General features: G+C 42.3%; 17 protein-coding genes and 1 pseudogene. 2 read left to right on the forward strand and 16 right to left on the reverse strand.

The annotated features are described in order from the left end of the window. Nucleotides 1-17: 17 nt before the first annotated feature. From RGE70_RS11610 to RGE70_RS11655, 10 genes and pseudogenes are all read right to left on the reverse strand, one after another. Nucleotides 18-2,009, reverse strand: coding sequence for a DNA topoisomerase III (locus RGE70_RS11610; RefSeq protein ID WP_310471613.1), 1,992 nt, complete (start codon nucleotides 2,007-2,009; stop codon nucleotides 18-20). A 196-nt stretch (nucleotides 2,010-2,205) separates the two neighbouring features. Next, complete coding sequence (locus RGE70_RS11615) at nucleotides 2,206-2,382, reverse strand: hypothetical protein (protein WP_310471614.1); 177 nt, start codon at nucleotides 2,380-2,382, stop codon at nucleotides 2,206-2,208. A 119-nt stretch (nucleotides 2,383-2,501) separates the two neighbouring features. Beyond that, a complete protein-coding gene (locus RGE70_RS11620) occupies nucleotides 2,502-2,795 on the reverse strand; it encodes a hypothetical protein (RefSeq protein WP_202288043.1) in 294 nt (97 codons plus the stop codon). A gap of 78 nt (nucleotides 2,796-2,873) precedes the next feature. After that, nucleotides 2,874-3,176 (reverse strand): hypothetical protein, encoded by a 303-nt coding sequence (locus RGE70_RS11625; protein WP_310471615.1) that lies wholly within the window; start codon nucleotides 3,174-3,176, stop codon nucleotides 2,874-2,876. Continuing rightward, entirely contained in the window at nucleotides 3,169-3,573 is a 405-nt protein-coding gene (locus tag RGE70_RS11630) for a DUF6864 domain-containing function (protein ID WP_310471616.1), read from the reverse strand. The genes RGE70_RS11625 and RGE70_RS11630 overlap by 8 nt, the downstream gene beginning before the upstream one ends. 302 nt (nucleotides 3,574-3,875) lie before the next feature. Next, nucleotides 3,876-4,853 carry a transposase gene (locus RGE70_RS11635; protein ID WP_310471617.1) on the reverse strand — a complete coding sequence of 326 codons (978 nt, stop codon included), beginning with the start codon at nucleotides 4,851-4,853 and terminating at the stop codon, nucleotides 3,876-3,878. Between the two features lie 84 nt (nucleotides 4,854-4,937). Further along, nucleotides 4,938-5,096, reverse strand: a pseudogene (locus tag RGE70_RS11640) (transposase); the annotation flags it as partial. Between the two features lie 192 nt (nucleotides 5,097-5,288). Beyond that, on the reverse strand, nucleotides 5,289-5,609 hold the full coding sequence (locus RGE70_RS11645) for a hypothetical protein (protein WP_310471618.1): 321 nt from the start codon (nucleotides 5,607-5,609) through the stop codon (nucleotides 5,289-5,291). Between the two features lie 3 nt (nucleotides 5,610-5,612). Further along, nucleotides 5,613-6,704 (reverse strand): hypothetical protein, encoded by a 1,092-nt coding sequence (locus RGE70_RS11650; protein WP_310471619.1) that lies wholly within the window; start codon nucleotides 6,702-6,704, stop codon nucleotides 5,613-5,615. A gap of 133 nt (nucleotides 6,705-6,837) precedes the next feature. Next, a complete protein-coding gene (locus tag RGE70_RS11655; RefSeq protein WP_310471620.1) occupies nucleotides 6,838-7,158 on the reverse strand; it encodes a hypothetical protein in 321 nt (106 codons plus the stop codon). Nucleotides 7,159-7,258: 100 nt separating this feature from the next. Between RGE70_RS11655 and RGE70_RS11660 the strand changes: the two genes are divergently transcribed. Continuing rightward, nucleotides 7,259-8,413, forward strand: a complete 1,155-nt coding sequence (locus RGE70_RS11660) for an IS110 family RNA-guided transposase (protein WP_310471621.1) — start codon at nucleotides 7,259-7,261, stop codon at nucleotides 8,411-8,413. 407 nt (nucleotides 8,414-8,820) lie between these two features. Here RGE70_RS11660 and RGE70_RS11665 read toward each other — a convergent pair whose 3' ends face one another. Then, the gene (locus tag RGE70_RS11665) at nucleotides 8,821-9,306 is read right to left on the reverse strand and encodes a hypothetical protein (RefSeq protein WP_310471622.1); all 486 of its coding nucleotides are present in this window, start codon (nucleotides 9,304-9,306) and stop codon (nucleotides 8,821-8,823) included. 481 nt (nucleotides 9,307-9,787) lie between these two features. Between RGE70_RS11665 and RGE70_RS11670 the strand changes: the two genes are divergently transcribed. Next, nucleotides 9,788-10,732, forward strand: coding sequence for an IS1595 family transposase (locus RGE70_RS11670; RefSeq protein WP_310471623.1), 945 nt, complete (start codon nucleotides 9,788-9,790; stop codon nucleotides 10,730-10,732). Between the two features lie 201 nt (nucleotides 10,733-10,933). Here RGE70_RS11670 and purF read toward each other — a convergent pair whose 3' ends face one another. The 5 genes from purF to truA form a co-directional block, all read right to left on the reverse strand. Continuing rightward, complete coding sequence (purF, locus tag RGE70_RS11675) at nucleotides 10,934-12,448, reverse strand: amidophosphoribosyltransferase (RefSeq protein WP_310471624.1); 1,515 nt, start codon at nucleotides 12,446-12,448, stop codon at nucleotides 10,934-10,936. A gap of 99 nt (nucleotides 12,449-12,547) precedes the next feature. Continuing rightward, nucleotides 12,548-13,036, reverse strand: coding sequence for a CvpA family protein (locus tag RGE70_RS11680; protein WP_310471625.1), 489 nt, complete (start codon nucleotides 13,034-13,036; stop codon nucleotides 12,548-12,550). A 115-nt stretch (nucleotides 13,037-13,151) separates the two neighbouring features. After that, nucleotides 13,152-13,745 (reverse strand): SPOR domain-containing protein, encoded by a 594-nt coding sequence (locus RGE70_RS11685; RefSeq protein ID WP_310471626.1) that lies wholly within the window; start codon nucleotides 13,743-13,745, stop codon nucleotides 13,152-13,154. After that, the gene (gene folC / locus RGE70_RS11690; protein ID WP_310471627.1) at nucleotides 13,738-15,018 is read right to left on the reverse strand and encodes a bifunctional tetrahydrofolate synthase/dihydrofolate synthase; all 1,281 of its coding nucleotides are present in this window, start codon (nucleotides 15,016-15,018) and stop codon (nucleotides 13,738-13,740) included. Before folC ends, RGE70_RS11685 begins: the two co-directional genes overlap by 8 nt. 4 nt (nucleotides 15,019-15,022) lie before the next feature. Next, a complete protein-coding gene (gene truA / locus RGE70_RS11695; RefSeq protein WP_310471628.1) occupies nucleotides 15,023-15,808 on the reverse strand; it encodes a tRNA pseudouridine(38-40) synthase TruA in 786 nt (261 codons plus the stop codon). Nucleotides 15,809-15,968: the final 160 nt, after the last annotated feature.

The following is a 15,968-nucleotide window of genomic DNA, read 5'->3' on the forward strand; positions in this document are numbered from 1 at the left end:
CATGGGCAACCTCCAGCTTACGCTTTGGCAACGCGTGGTTTTCTAACGGTTTTTTTTGCAGTTGCCCGTGTTTTACCGGCTTTTCTTGATGGTGCTTTACGCTTAAACGGCGTTGGACTTTTTACCCCTTGTAAAGCCGTTGGCAATACGGAACCCGCCTGTACAATCAACTCTCCAAGCTTAGTGGTTAGCGGTTGCATAAAGGCTTGGTATTGGGTTTCTTTACGGCTCATGGCGTCTAAATTGCTTTCCCATAACGCCGTCATATCTGGCGTTGTGGCACTTAGGGGTAAGCTGTTGATCAAGCCCTTACCCACATCGGTGGCCACTATAGCTTTACCCTGCCTGACTAAAAAACCACGTTTAAACAACAGCTCAATAATACCAGCGCGGGTGGCTTCAGTGCCAAGCCCATCGGTATCTTTTAAAATTTTGCGCACTTCGGGGTCGGTGACATAACGGCTAATGCCTGTCATGGCACCTAACAAGGTGGCATCGGTAAAATGTTTTGGCGGCTGAGTTTGCTTTTCTAATAACTCGCCACGTTCGCAAAGTAACGTTTGGCCTTTGGTTAATGGTGGGATAGTGCCGAGTTCATCATCACTGCTGTCGGTGGCGACATCATGCGCGCTGGCATTGGCCTTATTTTGTTTAATCAGTTGTTTCCAACCTAAGGCGGTTTCTTGTTTGGCTTTAGTTTTAAATAAACCGCCGGCAATAATAATCTCTACCTGGGTTTCTTTATATAAATAAGCCGCGTAAAACTGCATTAAATACTGCCTTGCAACTTGTAAATAAATCTGTTTCTCTGCCGGGCTTAAGCTGCCTAAGTTGGCCACTTTTTCAGTAGGGATAATGGCATGATGCGCATCAACTTTTTTGTCATTCCACGCTTTAGATTTTAGCTTAGAATTAGGCGCATCACAGCCTTGTGTTAGCTCAGGAGCCCCCTTGTTAATAGCCCCTATAACGCTAGGCGCCATTGCATGCTGTTCAACAGGTAAATAACGGCTATCGGAACGCGGATACGTGATTAACTTATGCCGCTCATACAGCGACTGACACGTGTCGAGTACCGTTTTAGCACTCATACCAAAGCGTTTGGCCGCATCAATTTGTAAACTCGATAAGTTATAGGGTAACGGTGCATGTTGTTTTTTATCTTGCGCAGTCACTTTTTCAACAGTTGCAGCCTGACCTGTTATGCGCCCTACTACGTTTTGCGCTAGCCCTTTGGATAACACTCGGCCATCTTCATCCATATACGGCTGACACGCTTCGCTCGGTTGCCATTTAGCCGAAAAAGATTGCTGCGCATCAGTGCTTAAGTGCGCCATCACGTCATAAAATGCTTTAGGTACAAAGTGACTAATTTCTTCGTCTCGCCTTACCACTAAGCCTAACAAAGGCGTTTGTACCCGGCCAACTGACAACACTCCTTGATAACCCACTTTGCGCCCTTGAATAGTGTAAGCGCGAGTCATATTAATGCCGTAAAGCCAATCGGCGCGAGAACGTGCAAGTGCCGAGGTAGACAAAGGAATAAACTCACGGTTAAGCCTTAGTTGCCCTAATGCACGCGTCACAGCTTGTGGGTTTAAATCGCTAATAAGCAGTCGTTTAGCTTGCTGTAATTTGGCACCTTTTACGCCTAAGTGAGCAATAATTTCATCAACTAATAACTGCCCTTCACGATCGGGGTCGCCAGCATTAACCAGTTGCGTCGCCTCTTTAACCAAGCCTCTAAGCACCGATATTTGTCCGCGCATTTTATATTTCGGCTTCATTTTCCATACATCAGGCACAATGGGAAGATGGTCAAATTTCCACGATTTATACTCTGGCGCATAGGCGTCGGGCTCTGCCTGCTCTAACAAATGTCCCACACACCATGAAACACAGTCGCCATTTGCAGCGCGTATAAAGCCCTCGCCTTTTTTCAACGGCTTAGGTAACACGTCAGCAATGGCTCTTCCGAGACTGGGTTTTTCGGCTATATATAAAATCATGAGTGCATCGTTAAAGTTACTGTATAAATTAACAGTAACTTTAACCTGAGGTAGCAGCAGGTGCAATCAAAAATCAGCTATCAGTTCAAAGATCACTAAGGTTATCGAGCATAGGTCTCATTTGATAATTTATTGCAGCGATGAAAAATTAAAGGGCTATCATGCCGGTAGGATTAACGCGGATCTAACTGCGCAATTAATGATGGGTGTCTATGTTAATTGTTCCACTTTCATCTTTTGCAAAAACGGCAAAGTTCGTATCGGGTTCAAATACAACTTCATCAGACAAGTGTTCTTGATTAAAGGACTTAATACCTTCACTAATAGTTGTGAGATCTTTCTTTAAGGGAGATGAAGTTACTTCAATTTTCATATTGCTACCAAATTTGATAAAGAGTTATAACGCCCTGCTAATAAGTGAACCTAGTGCTGGCGGGCGATTTGCTCAGCAAATGGCATGACAGCCTTGGTGAATCTGGATTTAGCAGCTTGTTATAACTTGCAAAAGTCAAATGACTCCTTAGCTACGATTGACTCAATGTTTTTCCTGTGTTCATTATCATTTTTGACAAGTAACTCAACACCTTCCCTAGCTAAGTCCAACCGATCCTGCTTAAAAGCTTCCAAAATTAGTGTGTGTTTGTTCATTTGAGATATTGAGTCACTGGCAAACGTCTGAACTGTATACTTAGCCCCGTCTTCGGCACCAACTTTATATCCAAAAAAGTATGAACCAAAAGAACATCCCAATGTTGCTAAAATAAATAAAATTATGTGTAATTTCATAGTGAGTTATAACGCCCGCATTTGCGGCTGGTTTGGAGCGCAGCGGAAAACCAGTCCGATAACATGCGTTTGCTAGAGCTATTTAGTTTTGCCAAATATGTAACCCAAAGACAGGGTTATTACTGGTATAAATATTGACCATACGCTTTTTACTGAATCGACGGGATTACCTTCGCCTTTATATGCAATATAAGAAAAGACAATGACCGAAAACAAAACGCCAGATAAAAAGCTCCATGCAATAGTTTTATAAACAATTGAGTTTTGCGCATTTTCCCCAGACCCAATTATCTTTGACACTTGGCCTTGAGATGGCTCTAACTTATCTTTTGATGGTTTATCTCCAGATGCAGGAGGGGCAATAAGGGCATCGTTACTCACCGACTTTATCCCCCAACATAAACGTATAATGAACCAGTTTACTTGCTTCCGGGGATATAGAATAAACCATGAAGCCTAGATATAACTCTCTATCCATAAGCGTCCCTAGCCTTACTGGAGTGGTTACGCCTGTACCGATAGAATTATTGAAGTTATAGATATCTAGGATTAGCGTTTCAGGGCCATCATTTCGATATTCAATCTTTTGTTCATTACCAGAGTTTATGAAATTGAATATGAATTTGAACTGTGCAATTTGAACCTCTAAATTATCGTGCGTGAATGTATTTACAGATCCAGATGCAATTACATCTTTACCAGATGTTTTTACCTTCACCGGCGGAATTATGTTTGCCGCTCCAGATATGTTGATAGTTGTTGTATTTTCATTTTCCATTAAATTTGGATCTCAAATTGTGAATTTTGGAAAGCGTCGCGCTCTAACAGCTTATTCATTAGTCGCTCGATAAAACACTAAGCCAGCCATTGTTAATTAATAACATAACGACCTTTAAAACAAACAGCAATGCACAAGTGACCTTTCGTTTGATACAAAACAATGTTTGGCATGCTGATAGTGGATTTTTATCTAAAGCAGCGCTTTATAAGGCAGAAATGGCGAATTATAGGCGCGTGCTGTTGACTCGGCACTTTGACTGAGTTTGATTGTGGTGTTGAAGTTTGGATGGCGAGTAGAGTTTACTCTAGCGGCAAGTGCTGACAGCTTTTTGCAAAATGCCGTCGGCGTTTTTCAAGGTGTTCTGAGTAGCGACTGAGCTCTTGCAATGTGCCTACAGGCCCATGAAATAGCTGACCAAATTCAGCAACAATTTTGACCCAGTTTGCTGTTGGGATATTCAATCGATTAAGGATGCTTTCGGCATTGGCAGATATCTCGCCGCGCTTATCATCACGAATGATTCTGCCTGTTTCATCAACCAATTCAAGGTAATCGCTAAGCATAAACGCAATACCCTTTGGTTGGTGTTCGCGCTCGTGACCAATAAAAGGTAACAGTGTTTTTGGTTGTTCACCTTTAAGGGCTGCAGTAACTCTTAACTTGAGGCTGGTGTAATCAGATTGCTCTGGCGTATCAGCCATTTTGGCTCTAATCGGGTTAAGTTCGACGTAAGTCATGCAAGCAAGAACGGCGGCTTCATCGAGCAAAGCTTGGGATTTGAATCGTCCTTCCCAAAAGTGTCCGGTGCAGTTGTCCTCAATATTGGCTTGTCGTGCAATAGGCTCATTTAGGCAACGCATAAACCATGAAATATCACTAAGGCGTGAGCGGTAAATAGCTATTTGATGCTTTAACTGCGCGACTAAGTGCTCGTCAATTAGTTCACCTTTGGCAAATTTTTGCGTCAGAGCAGTACCGTTAAAACACTGATGCCATTGCATAACAACGTCTCGGTCAGACCATTGATTAACTTTGTCTATGTCGATAAACAGCACTACATGCAGATGGTTGCTCATCACAGCATAAGCGGCAACATCTATCGCAAACACCTCAGTAAGTTTAAGTATTTGGGTTTCAACCCAACCTCGTCGATGGTCATAATTCTTGCCAGTGTATTCGTCGTCACCACACAAAAATGCACGACGAACCACTCGACTGCAGCAATGGTAATAAGGTGTGTCTTCAAGACTCACTAGCGTTCTTCTAGGGCGTGGCATTTCAACCTCCAACTAAAACTTATCAAGCAAGCTTAGTCGGAGGGGGAAATTCATGCCATTTAATGAAGGGTGTCTTTGTAATTCTTTAAGTATTTGGGTTTCAACCCAGCCTCGGCGATGGTCATAATTCTTGCCAGTGTATTCGTCGTCACCACACAAAAATGCACGCCGAACCACTCGACTGCAGCAATGGTAATAAGGTGTGTCTTCAAGACTCACCAGGGTTCTTCTAGGGCGTGGCATTTCAACCTCCAACTAAAACTTATCAAGCAAGCTTAGTCGGAGGGGTTAACTCGTGCCATTTAATGAAGGGTGTCTATGTATTTTCTTTGAGTAACTTGTTATACGTTTAAATACCAACAACCAAAACACAGGCCAAAGAACAATTTCTAAAAACACACCGATAGAACCAATACCACCATAAACAAGTGTAGTTTAAAAAAAACGAACAAAACCATTAGGATCAAGCGGTATATAATTTATGTTACCGTGAAAAAGCATTGAAGCTAAAATAACAATAGAAATACTTAACCACTTTTTACTTGGTTCATAACTATGAACGAGAAATGCTGGAATCAATGCAGCTAAGCCAATACCAACAAAATTTTGAGAGATATGGTAAAAATCAAAATTATCTTTCCATTGAAACCACCAAAATATCTTACCCGCAGCAGCAATCCCTATAGCGGAAATCGTCAGTGCATAATAACAAGTGGCTATACACATACTTAGTAAGATTAATTTTAGGTAATTCATACTCTATCCTTGAGAAACGTATAACGCCCGCAGCTGCGGACGCCTTGTAGTGACGAAGGAACGGAAAGGCGTTCCGACAGACTGCGCTTGTAAAGAGGCACTGGCACGCTCTGATTCTTCGAGTTTTTTGATTGCGAACCGCCCGCGTTCAGCAACCGCCTCAGATTTATCTGCAGAAAATTGCTCTGCTAGGTTTCTGGCAATGCCTCCAAGACTTTCTATCTCTCGAATTAATATCTCTGCTGAAACACGCCTAACAACTGACGAACGATCTTCTGCTGAAATCTTGACTAAATCTAGCAAAGTAGCTTTAACGGTGATTTCGCGTTCAGATACGACAGGTCTCAACCTTCCCTCGCAATATCGAATATCAGTCCAAACCCATTTGCGCCCTTCTATCCAGGTAATCTTGCGATCAAATAGACTCCTATATGCCTTTGCTCGAAGTGAGGGCTGCATGGCGCATTTTGCAATTTTTTCGACTTTGTCATCTAAAATTGATGTGCGTCCAAGCTGAGAAAAGAGAGATGTCATTGGCCCCGATGTTGATGATATTATTTTATTCCCAAGTGCATCTGCTATCTTATCTTCACTTATGATTTGAAGAAGAACCTCTTTATCTGCCACCTCAATCCTACCCCATGAGTTCCAATTAGAAAGAACAATACATAACGCTTCGACTACGTATTCAGGGTTTGTAGCTTTTGCGAGATATAGAAGTTTATCTCTTGCTGCTTCACGAACCTGAGGCACCCAATCATTCAACCTACGAATAGCAAGTGAAAGAAAGAAGGTGTTTGGAGCTGCACCAGAAATAGTACGTAAGGTTTTCTCACGTTTATAACCATCCCAACTAGTTAAATCTAACCAAGTTAGAATTTCAGTTGGCTTAGACCACAACTTCCATTTTGACGGAGCATCTTCTCTCATAACTAATGAAAATTCAGTACGAATTAAACGCTCCCAATAATCAAAGTTTGAAAGAGATAACTGAGATGTTGCGTCAATAAGTGCCGACATGTCCGCTACAACCTTACCTCCCGACTTTATCGAGTGAGCAAACTCTCTTACTGCTGAGATAACTTTATCTTCCATAATTTGTGATTCTCGCACTTTCTCGATTCTTGCCTCTTAACGCTTTGCTAACTGGCAAATAATGGTTTGCTACAATGCGCGAAGCGCGAGCAAACTGTTATTTGTCCATTTAAGCAACTTGTTATATGTATTTTTAAAACGAACTTACAATTATTAATACAAAAGCCAAACCAAAATACTTATAGCTATTTTTAGAAAAGTTAAGATCAGATTTAAACCAGTGATTTAATGGAGCAGCCAACAAATATGGAGATAAAAGCAGACCACGCAGCAATGACAAAACACCAATGGTGCCTGCAATAGAGCCTAAATCCATTATATTGGTTTGATAAAATTGCACTGCTTGCATAATTATTACGAGAGTCATAAATCCTTTAATTAAGTTTGAGCTACGTCGAATTTTAATAGCATTATCTTCCATTGAACTCCATTCCTCTGCAATACATATAGACATAATGACTCCCCACTAAAGATGCTGATCTCCAATTAATCGTGGGTTAGCTGAAAGCCAGAGCCATAATAGTTTTGTTAAAGAAACTAAATCGGAGATCAGCATGAATAAACATAACATACTTTTTATTGGCCTTGATACACATAAAGAATTTGTAGAAGTTGCTTATATAGAAGATCAAAGAGGAGCGCAAGCGGTTCATTTTGGACGAGTTTCAAGTGCGAAAGCCTCTATTACTAAGCTGGCTAGGCAGTTTCAATCTAAGTATCCAGAAGCAACCTTACACTTCGTGTATGAGGCAGGGCCCTGCGGTTACTGGATCTACCGATTGCTCACCAGCCTTGGTCACTGTTGCTATGTTATAGCCCCTTCACTTATTCCCAAAAAGCCAGGAGAGAAAATTAAAACCGATAAACGTGATGCACTTAAGTTAGCAAAGCTGCTCAAATCTGAAGATCTTACCGCTATCTACGTACCGGAGCCTGAAGATGAAGCTATCCGCGATTTATCTCGTGCTCGTGAAACTGCGATGAAAGATTTAAAAGACGCTAAATACCAGCTTAAAGCGCTTCAGCTTAGAAATAACATTAACTATAGAGGCACCGCGAATTGGTCACTAAAGCACTTACGCTGGCTGACGGAACTGATTTTACCGCATCCCAGTCAACAGATTGTCTTGCAAGAATACTTACAAACCATTTCGGAGCGAATAGCTCGGTTAAAGCGGCTCGACAATGAGCTAGAACACCATGTTAAAAACTGGCGTTATTACCCTGTAGTAAAAGCCATTCAAGCATTGCGAGGAGTAAGGTTACTGGTTGCAGCAGGTGTCATTGCAGAGTTAGGTGATTTAACGCGGTTTGACCACCCAAGAAAACTCATGAGTTACTTAGGACTTGTTCCCTCAGAGCATTCCAGTGGTGGTAAAAGGCATGTAGGTGCAATTACAAAGTGTGGCAATGGCCGAGCAAGGCGGTTATTAGTCGAAGGCGCCCACTCCTATCGTTTCCCAGCCAATATCTCAACAGACATACAAAAGCGGCAAGAAGGCTTACCAAAACAAATTATTGATATTGCATGGCAAGCGCAGCTAAGGCTGTGCCGCCGATATCAAAAACTCATGTACAAAGGCAAACACTACAATGTCGTGGTGACAGCCATCGCGAGAGAAATGATAGCCTATATTTGGGCAATATCGCGAGAAATAGTACTTAGGCAAGTCAACCCTAAACTACGACTTTCAAGAGTGCCTGCATGAGCAACCTTTTTGAGTTAATACAGTCGGTCAAGCATCGGGTGTGGCACAATCACCGACGGCGTTAGGATGGCAATACGGTGAAAATCGTATTGAACCACGAACATAGACTGAAGACAGGTGTCACGACGGATTATGTAAGGTAGGCGCTGCTTGTTTTAAAACAAGTAATCCACGGATATCAGCATGACAACCGACGAAATTACTTGCTTCATCGACTGTGTTAGCTCAATTCATTTTGGGAAAACAACAAAGGCTTAATTATTTAGGCCGAAATCGTTACGCTCTGCTTGACGTGGGGAGTCATACCAACGCCTCGTTAAGAGGCAAATAATATGTTGGCTAAAATAAGCGACGCAGGAGCAAAAGCCAACTTTTATTTGTCCTGCTTTAACGACTTGTTATGCCTCTTAAATTTTGACTAATAGTTCTTTTTGTTCTGGAGTTAACGAGTCTATCGTTGAAATAGTTAAGGTATCTACTTGGTTAAGGGTGATATCTTGATCCAATGATATATCAACTCTTTCCGGTAAGTTATACATAGCACCTGTTGCGGGATCAACTATTAACATACCAATTAAACCACCTAGTAAAATATTCCCAAAATACCAACCATCCACAGAGCTTGTAAGAGTATAAGTTTTTTCGCTAAATCCCTCTTTATTTAGAACTACTGTGTAAGTTTCACCTTTGAAGTAACCTGCAGATGATTTTAAAGTTACAGTAGAAGGGGTAACTCCACTTTCAACTTTTTGACCTGCGCGGTTTGTTATAACAAAGGATGAGCCTCCCGGATTACTATTAATAGTCACAGCATAATCAGACTTACTTACAATACTTGAGCAGCCTGACATAATTATCGCCGATAGTGCTATTACTAATATTTTCTTTTTCATTTTTCTTCCTTAAGGTTAAAATTGTTTCAGCATGAAACAAACTACTATTATCTAAAATGCTAAATGAATTCAGCCATAGAGGCATAACAGCTTATTCATTAGTCGCTCGATAACGTCCCAAGCAACTCGTTAACTTTTTAATAACTTATCACTGCTAAGGTATTGTTGCAAATAGATAATTTCTAAATTCAGGCAGCATAAATTGCATTGTTGAGTGCGGAGAAAGAGAGCCTAGGGTGTTCAATGGGTCCGTGTATCACTTTTTAACATTTTTCATAGTGCTGATTTTTATAGATTTTGTGAAATGTTAAAAAATTATCGATGCCTAGCAGCACTGTTTTTGGCATCTTTATTTGCGCGATAATTGGTATTTTGGGCCACTTTCAATTATACCTGTATATATATGGCTGTGTATTCATTAAGTGTTGGTCCGTTTATAACTGCTAAGCTTTGTTTATAGGCTGCAACTTAGGCGGTGATTATGGAAACCAAGCAATACACTGATTTCTTGTTATCAATTAGAACCTTATCTACAGGCCAACTACGGCATCTAGGTACCAGAGTAGATCACCAACTTCGCCAAGATGATGTTAATCATGCTCTGGAGCAGCGTCTCAAAAAACTATCCCGATGTGTCCATTGCCAATCTGCTCATATAGTCAGGTGGGGACACAATGCGGGTTTGCAGCGCTTTCGCTGCAAACAGTGCAGTAAGACTTTCAATGAACTAACAAAAACACCTTTTACACGTCTACGTAACCGTAATAAGTTAGGCACATATGCCCAATGTATGGTTGCTGGTAAAACATTGCGGCAAGCTGCAAAATTTTGCCAAATTAGCTTAACAACTTCTTTTCGTTGGCGGCACCATTTCTTAGCTAAACCTGAGCAACACAAAGCAAAACAGTTAAGTGGTATCGTCGAAGTTGATGAGACATTTTTTCGAGAGTCATTCAAAGGTAAGCGACAGATAACACATCGAAAACCACGCCAAAGAGGCGGAGGTAAAGCTTGTGATGCTGCACCGCTTGTCCCTGTTTTGTTGATGTTAGATCGCTCGGAGCATGAAGCCGACTTTGTCCTAGTAAGTGATTGTATTGCCGAAGTTCACCCATGTATGGAAAATCGAATTAAAGCAGATTCGGTACTCTGTACGGATGGAAGCCAGCTATATCCAAATTTTGCAAAAAATCACAAGCTGTTCCATAAGCGGATCTTGAACGAAAATATGGCTAGAACATTAGAGAGCGGTACTTTTCATATCCAAACAGTAAACAACTACACTGCTAGATTAAAGGCTTGGCTGCCCCGATTTTATGGTGTTGGAACCGACTATTTGGCAAACTACTTGGCTTGGTGGCGCAGCACCGCTTTTGAGGAATTATCTACTGGTCGCGATTGGTTAAATGAGGCTTTGAGCCCCTGACCAACACTTAATGAGAACACAGCCATATATATACAGTGCTCTTTTTTTGGGGGGGTGACTATGAAAAAGTCAGGTTACATTAGTGCGATTAGAGCTGAAATAGCGAGTTCTAGGCATGTGCCGACAGATTTTTGCAAAAAGCCGAGCATTAAGCTCGGCTTTGTTTAGGCAATTTGTAGCAGAGTTAAGGCTTAGCCTTAATTATGGATGACAAACGTTATGCATTTCTAAATTTGTACCTATATCTTTATTACGATTGGCTTTAGCGTCGTCGTTACGTAACTTAGTTAGGTAGTCCAAGTAGTCTTGGTTTACGTCGTTCGTGACGTATTTTCCGTCAAAAACTGAGGTTTCAAATTGTTTAATTGATGGATTTTCTTTGCGTACCGCTTCAATTAAATCAGGCAATGATTGGAAAATCATGCCATCGGCACCAATCAGTTTAGTGATCTCTTCAACATCACGACCATGAGCAATTAACTCGTTAGTCGTTGGCATATCAATACCGTAGACGTTCGGGAAGCGTATTTCTGGCGCTGCAGATGCAAAATACACTTTTTTAGCACCGGCTTCACGAGCCATTTCAATGATCTGCTCTGAGGTAGTACCACGAACAATGGAGTCATCGACTAGCAGGACATTTTTACCTTTAAACTCAGCATTAATCGCGTTTAATTTGCGACGGACTGATTTTTTGCGCTCTTGTTGACCGGGCATAATAAACGTACGGCCAATATAACGGTTTTTTACAAACCCTTGGCGATAAGGTAAGTCCATATGACGGGCGATTTCTAGGGCGATATCACATGAGGTTTCTGGAATTGGGATCACCACGTCAATATCATGGTCTTCCCATTCTTTTTGGATTTTTTCACCCAACATGGTTCCCATATTTACCCGACTGCTGTAAACCGAAACATCATCGATTGTGGAGTCTGGACGAGCAAAATATACGAATTCAAAAATACAGGGGGCGTAGCATGGCGTATGTGCACATTGGCGAGTGTATAGCTCACCTTCTAAAGTGATATAAATCGCCTCACCTGGTGCCACGTCACGCATAAACTTAAAGCCTACAGCGTCTAAAGCAACACTTTCAGAAGCCACCATGTACTCAGTGCCGGTTGCAGTTTCGTTTTTACCTATCACTAATGGGCGTATACCAAACGGATCTCTAAAGGCCATTAAGCCATGACCGATGACCATTGCTGCAACCGCATATGCACCACGGGCGATTTCGTGCACTTTGGTAATAGCTTGAAACACATCATCAGCCGACAAGTGTTGAGTTGTGGTGTGTTGTAGCTCGTCTGCAAGAAGGTTGAGTAAAACTTCTGAGTCAGAGGTTGTACCAACGTGGCGACGTTGTTTTAGCAAACGTTCGTGCAGTTCAACTGTGTTAGTTAAATTACCATTGTGAGCCAGTGAGATCCCAAACGGCGAATTAACATAAAATGGTTGAGCTTCTGACGCACTAGAGCTACCCGCAGTTGGGTAACGTACGTGGCCAATACCTGAATTACCTTGCAGGCGTTGCATGTGCTTTGGTTCAAAAACATCTTTCACCAAGCCATTTGCCTTACGTAATCTAAACGCGTAACCATCTACGGTTACTATGCCAGCAGCATCCTGTCCACGATGCTGAAGCACGGTCAATGCATCATAAATGGTTTGATTAACCGATGACTGACCAACTATTCCGACAATACCACACATGGGTAGGCTTCCTCATTGTAAGATGTTCTATTATTTATAATATTTTTGCTTTAGCTCGGTAAGTACCGAGCTAAATGCTAAATAATGCTTTAGTGCATTTTATATTTTAGGTACAAAGCTTGAGGTGCTTTCCAGGTAGTCAAAAAACCACTGGATCACAACTCCAAATTCGGGCACAAGTGTTGAACTCTGCCACCAATCTGTATTGGGTGCTCCGGTAAAAGCATCCAAGAAAAAAAGTATTGCGCTTACAATCAGTGCGCCACGTAGCGCACCAAAACATAAGCCAAGCACGCGATCGGTGCCTGATAAACCTGTTTTTGAAACCAACTGGCCTATCAGGTAATTGACTAACGCGCCAAGAATGAGAGTGGAGATAAATAGAATGGCAACTGCAACGCCATTTCGAACCAGTTCATCTTGCATTTGAGTCAGATGAGCGGCAAGTTTGAGGTAAAACTGACTTGCGATGAAAAAGGCAGCAAACCACACTACCAGTGACATTGCTTCTTTTACAAAGCCACGCACTAGACTGATCAAAGTTGACAGTCCAATAACGATTAATATGGCGTAATCAATCCAAACCATTGAAGAGTATATCCGGCATAGGGTTTAAGACGGCGCGATTTTAACAGAGACAGCGTTATTTCACACGTTTTGAAAATGAAATAACGATTTCTATAATAAAAACAATCACACCTTATTATTTTTCGACTGGGTTGTAGGCAACGATACGGCCTTTTAACTTGGTCAGTTTATGAACTTCAGACTGCATTGCAGCTAATTTGTCTTTGGAAATATTGGGCCCCACAAACACTTTGGTTAACTGGCCATCAATTGGCTTTGTTGGAATGGTATAAGCGGTAAAGCCTTTACTGCGCAGGCGTTTAACCAAAACTTGTACGTTTTCGGCACTTTTAAAGCTACCCAATTGAATTGTCCATGCGCTGGCTTTGCTGGTAACGACTTTTTTAGCTGCCTTCACTGTTTTGGTTTCAGTTTTAGTTTTGGCTTCAGTTTTCGCCTCAACCACTGCGGTCTTAGTGTCGTTAACTGCTGGCTGAATTTCCCAACTGTCATCAGCCACCGCTGGCTTTTGGCTGGTTTCATTAAGCGCAACTGTGTCTATGGCTTGTTGTGGCAGTGCGGCGTCTTTGACGACTGGTCTTAATGGAATTTCAGCAAACTGCTCTTCTTGTTGCTGTTTTTTTCCATCAAGGATGTCGGGTAAAAAAATTACGCCTAACGCAACAATAACAATGACACCCACTAGACGATTTTGAAAATGACTAGACAAACCTCTCTCCCTTTAGCAATTCTTTAAACCCTGCCACCGTGTAAAATGAACCAAATACGATGACGGCGTCGTCAGCCTTGGCATCTTGTTTTACTGCATTCCAAGCGGCACTTAGCCTGTTAAAGCAAGTGGCTTGACTGTTCGCGGGCAATAACGCTTTTAACGCCGTAGCCTCAGAGCCACGCGCTACGTCTAAATCAGTAAGATACCAATGTGTTATGTCATCTGACAACTCTGATAACACGGCAGCGGCATCTTTATCTTTTAACATACCGCAAATCGCAAATAAGCGTTGCTTAGCCACTTTGTTTAACCGAGAACGAAGATACCGCGCTGCATGTGGATTATGCGCAACATCAACCATCACAGTCGGCTGCTGGTTTACATATTCTAAACGGCCAGCAAGCTGAGTTTGCCCAACAGCTTTGGCAACCAGTTCTGGCGCAATAGCTGGACAAAGGTGTTCGAGTACGGCAATAGCGGTGGCGGCATTTGGTTGTGGTAGTTGTGGCAATGGCAGCGCATTAAGCTCAAAAACATGACCTTTATAATGCCAACTGTTGGTATCGCACTGATAACTAAATTGATGACCTACGCGGTACAAGTTAGCCGACAAGTGCTGAGCATAATCGATTAATGTTTGCGGGCAATCTGGCTCGCCTACAATTGCCGGACGCCCTGCACGAAAGACACCGGCTTTTTCGACTGCAACTAACTCGCGGGTATCCCCTAAGTATTCTTGGTGATCAAGATCAATTGATGTAACTACACTAATGTCGGCATCAATTAAGTTGGTGGCATCGAGACGCCCACCTAAACCGACTTCAAGTAGCACAACATCTAATTTCGCCTGCTTAAACAGCACTAAGCCGGCTAAGGTGGCATACTCAAAAAAGCTCAGTGATATGTCTGCACGTGCGGTTTCAATCGCCTCAAATGCCTTAATCAGTTCGATATCACTGGCATCAACACCATTAATTCTCACCCGCTCATTATAATGAAGTAGATGAGGTGAACTATACACCCCAACGGTTTTACCACTCAGTAACAAGGCCGCTTCGACCATCGCACATGTAGTACCTTTGCCGTTGGTGCCGGCAACGGTGACCACTTTAGTTGCACCCAGCATAGTTAGCCCAAGGCGCGCCGCAACGTTGCTGACACGGGTAAGGCCCATATCAATTTCGGTTGGGTGAATTGCCAACAAATACTCAATCCACGTATTTAGCGAGGCATTTGCTGCGGGGGCAGTCGGTTTAATCGAAGCTGTCACTGTGTTAATCCAACATAAATAATGGGCCTAGTGATAACTTAGGCAATTGAAATTTCTCTGGATAAGTTACATCAACTAAATACAAACCATTAGGTTTAGCGGTCGCAGCCGCTTTTGATCTGTCTTTATAAGCAAGTAAGGTGTTAACCCACTCCGCAGGTTGATTACCTTTACCAATTTCGAGTAACGTACCGACGATATTTCGCACCATATGGTGTAAAAATGCATTGGCTTTTATATCAACGCAAATGTACATACCTTGGCGCGTTACATTGACCTCATGCACTTCACGAAAAGGCGTTTTTGACTGGCATTGCAGCGCTCTAAAACTGGTAAAATCATGTTCACCAACAAATAACTGCGCCGCCTCATGCATTTTTTTCTCATCAATATCACCACGATAGTGGCTAACACCGCTTCTAAGAATGCCTGGGCGTAGTTGATGGTTATAAATCATGTAGCGGTAACGTCTTGCCGTTGCAGAAAAACGCGCGTGAAAGTCTTCGTCGACAATTTTAACCCAGCGCACAGCGATATCGTCGGGTAAATTAACGTTGACTCCGAGTGTCCAAGCCGACTCTTTTCGTACTGCATTGGTATCAAAATGCACCACTTGCCCGGTGCCATGTACACCGGTATCAGTTCTGCCGGCACATTGAACCAAAATAGGCTCATTTGCAACGATAGAGAGGGCCTTTTCTAACTGGGCCTGCACGGAGTCAACATCCAGTTGGCGCTGCCAGCCGTAATATCGACTTCCATCATACTCTATACCTAACGCAACCCGCATCACACACCTCTTAACTCGGTTTAACTATGTTTGTGCAGCGACACTCAAAAAAGAGCGACGCAGCCAACAAACGAAATCATTTAATAGCCGGCGATTCTAGCATAATCGCGGCAAACGATAAGTATAAAAAAGGCGCCTTGGGCGCCGTTTTTAATCGAAT

The sequence above is a fragment of the Shewanella youngdeokensis genome, from assembly GCF_033180165.1.
GTDB classification, from domain to species: Bacteria; Pseudomonadota; Gammaproteobacteria; order Enterobacterales; family Shewanellaceae; genus Shewanella; species Shewanella youngdeokensis.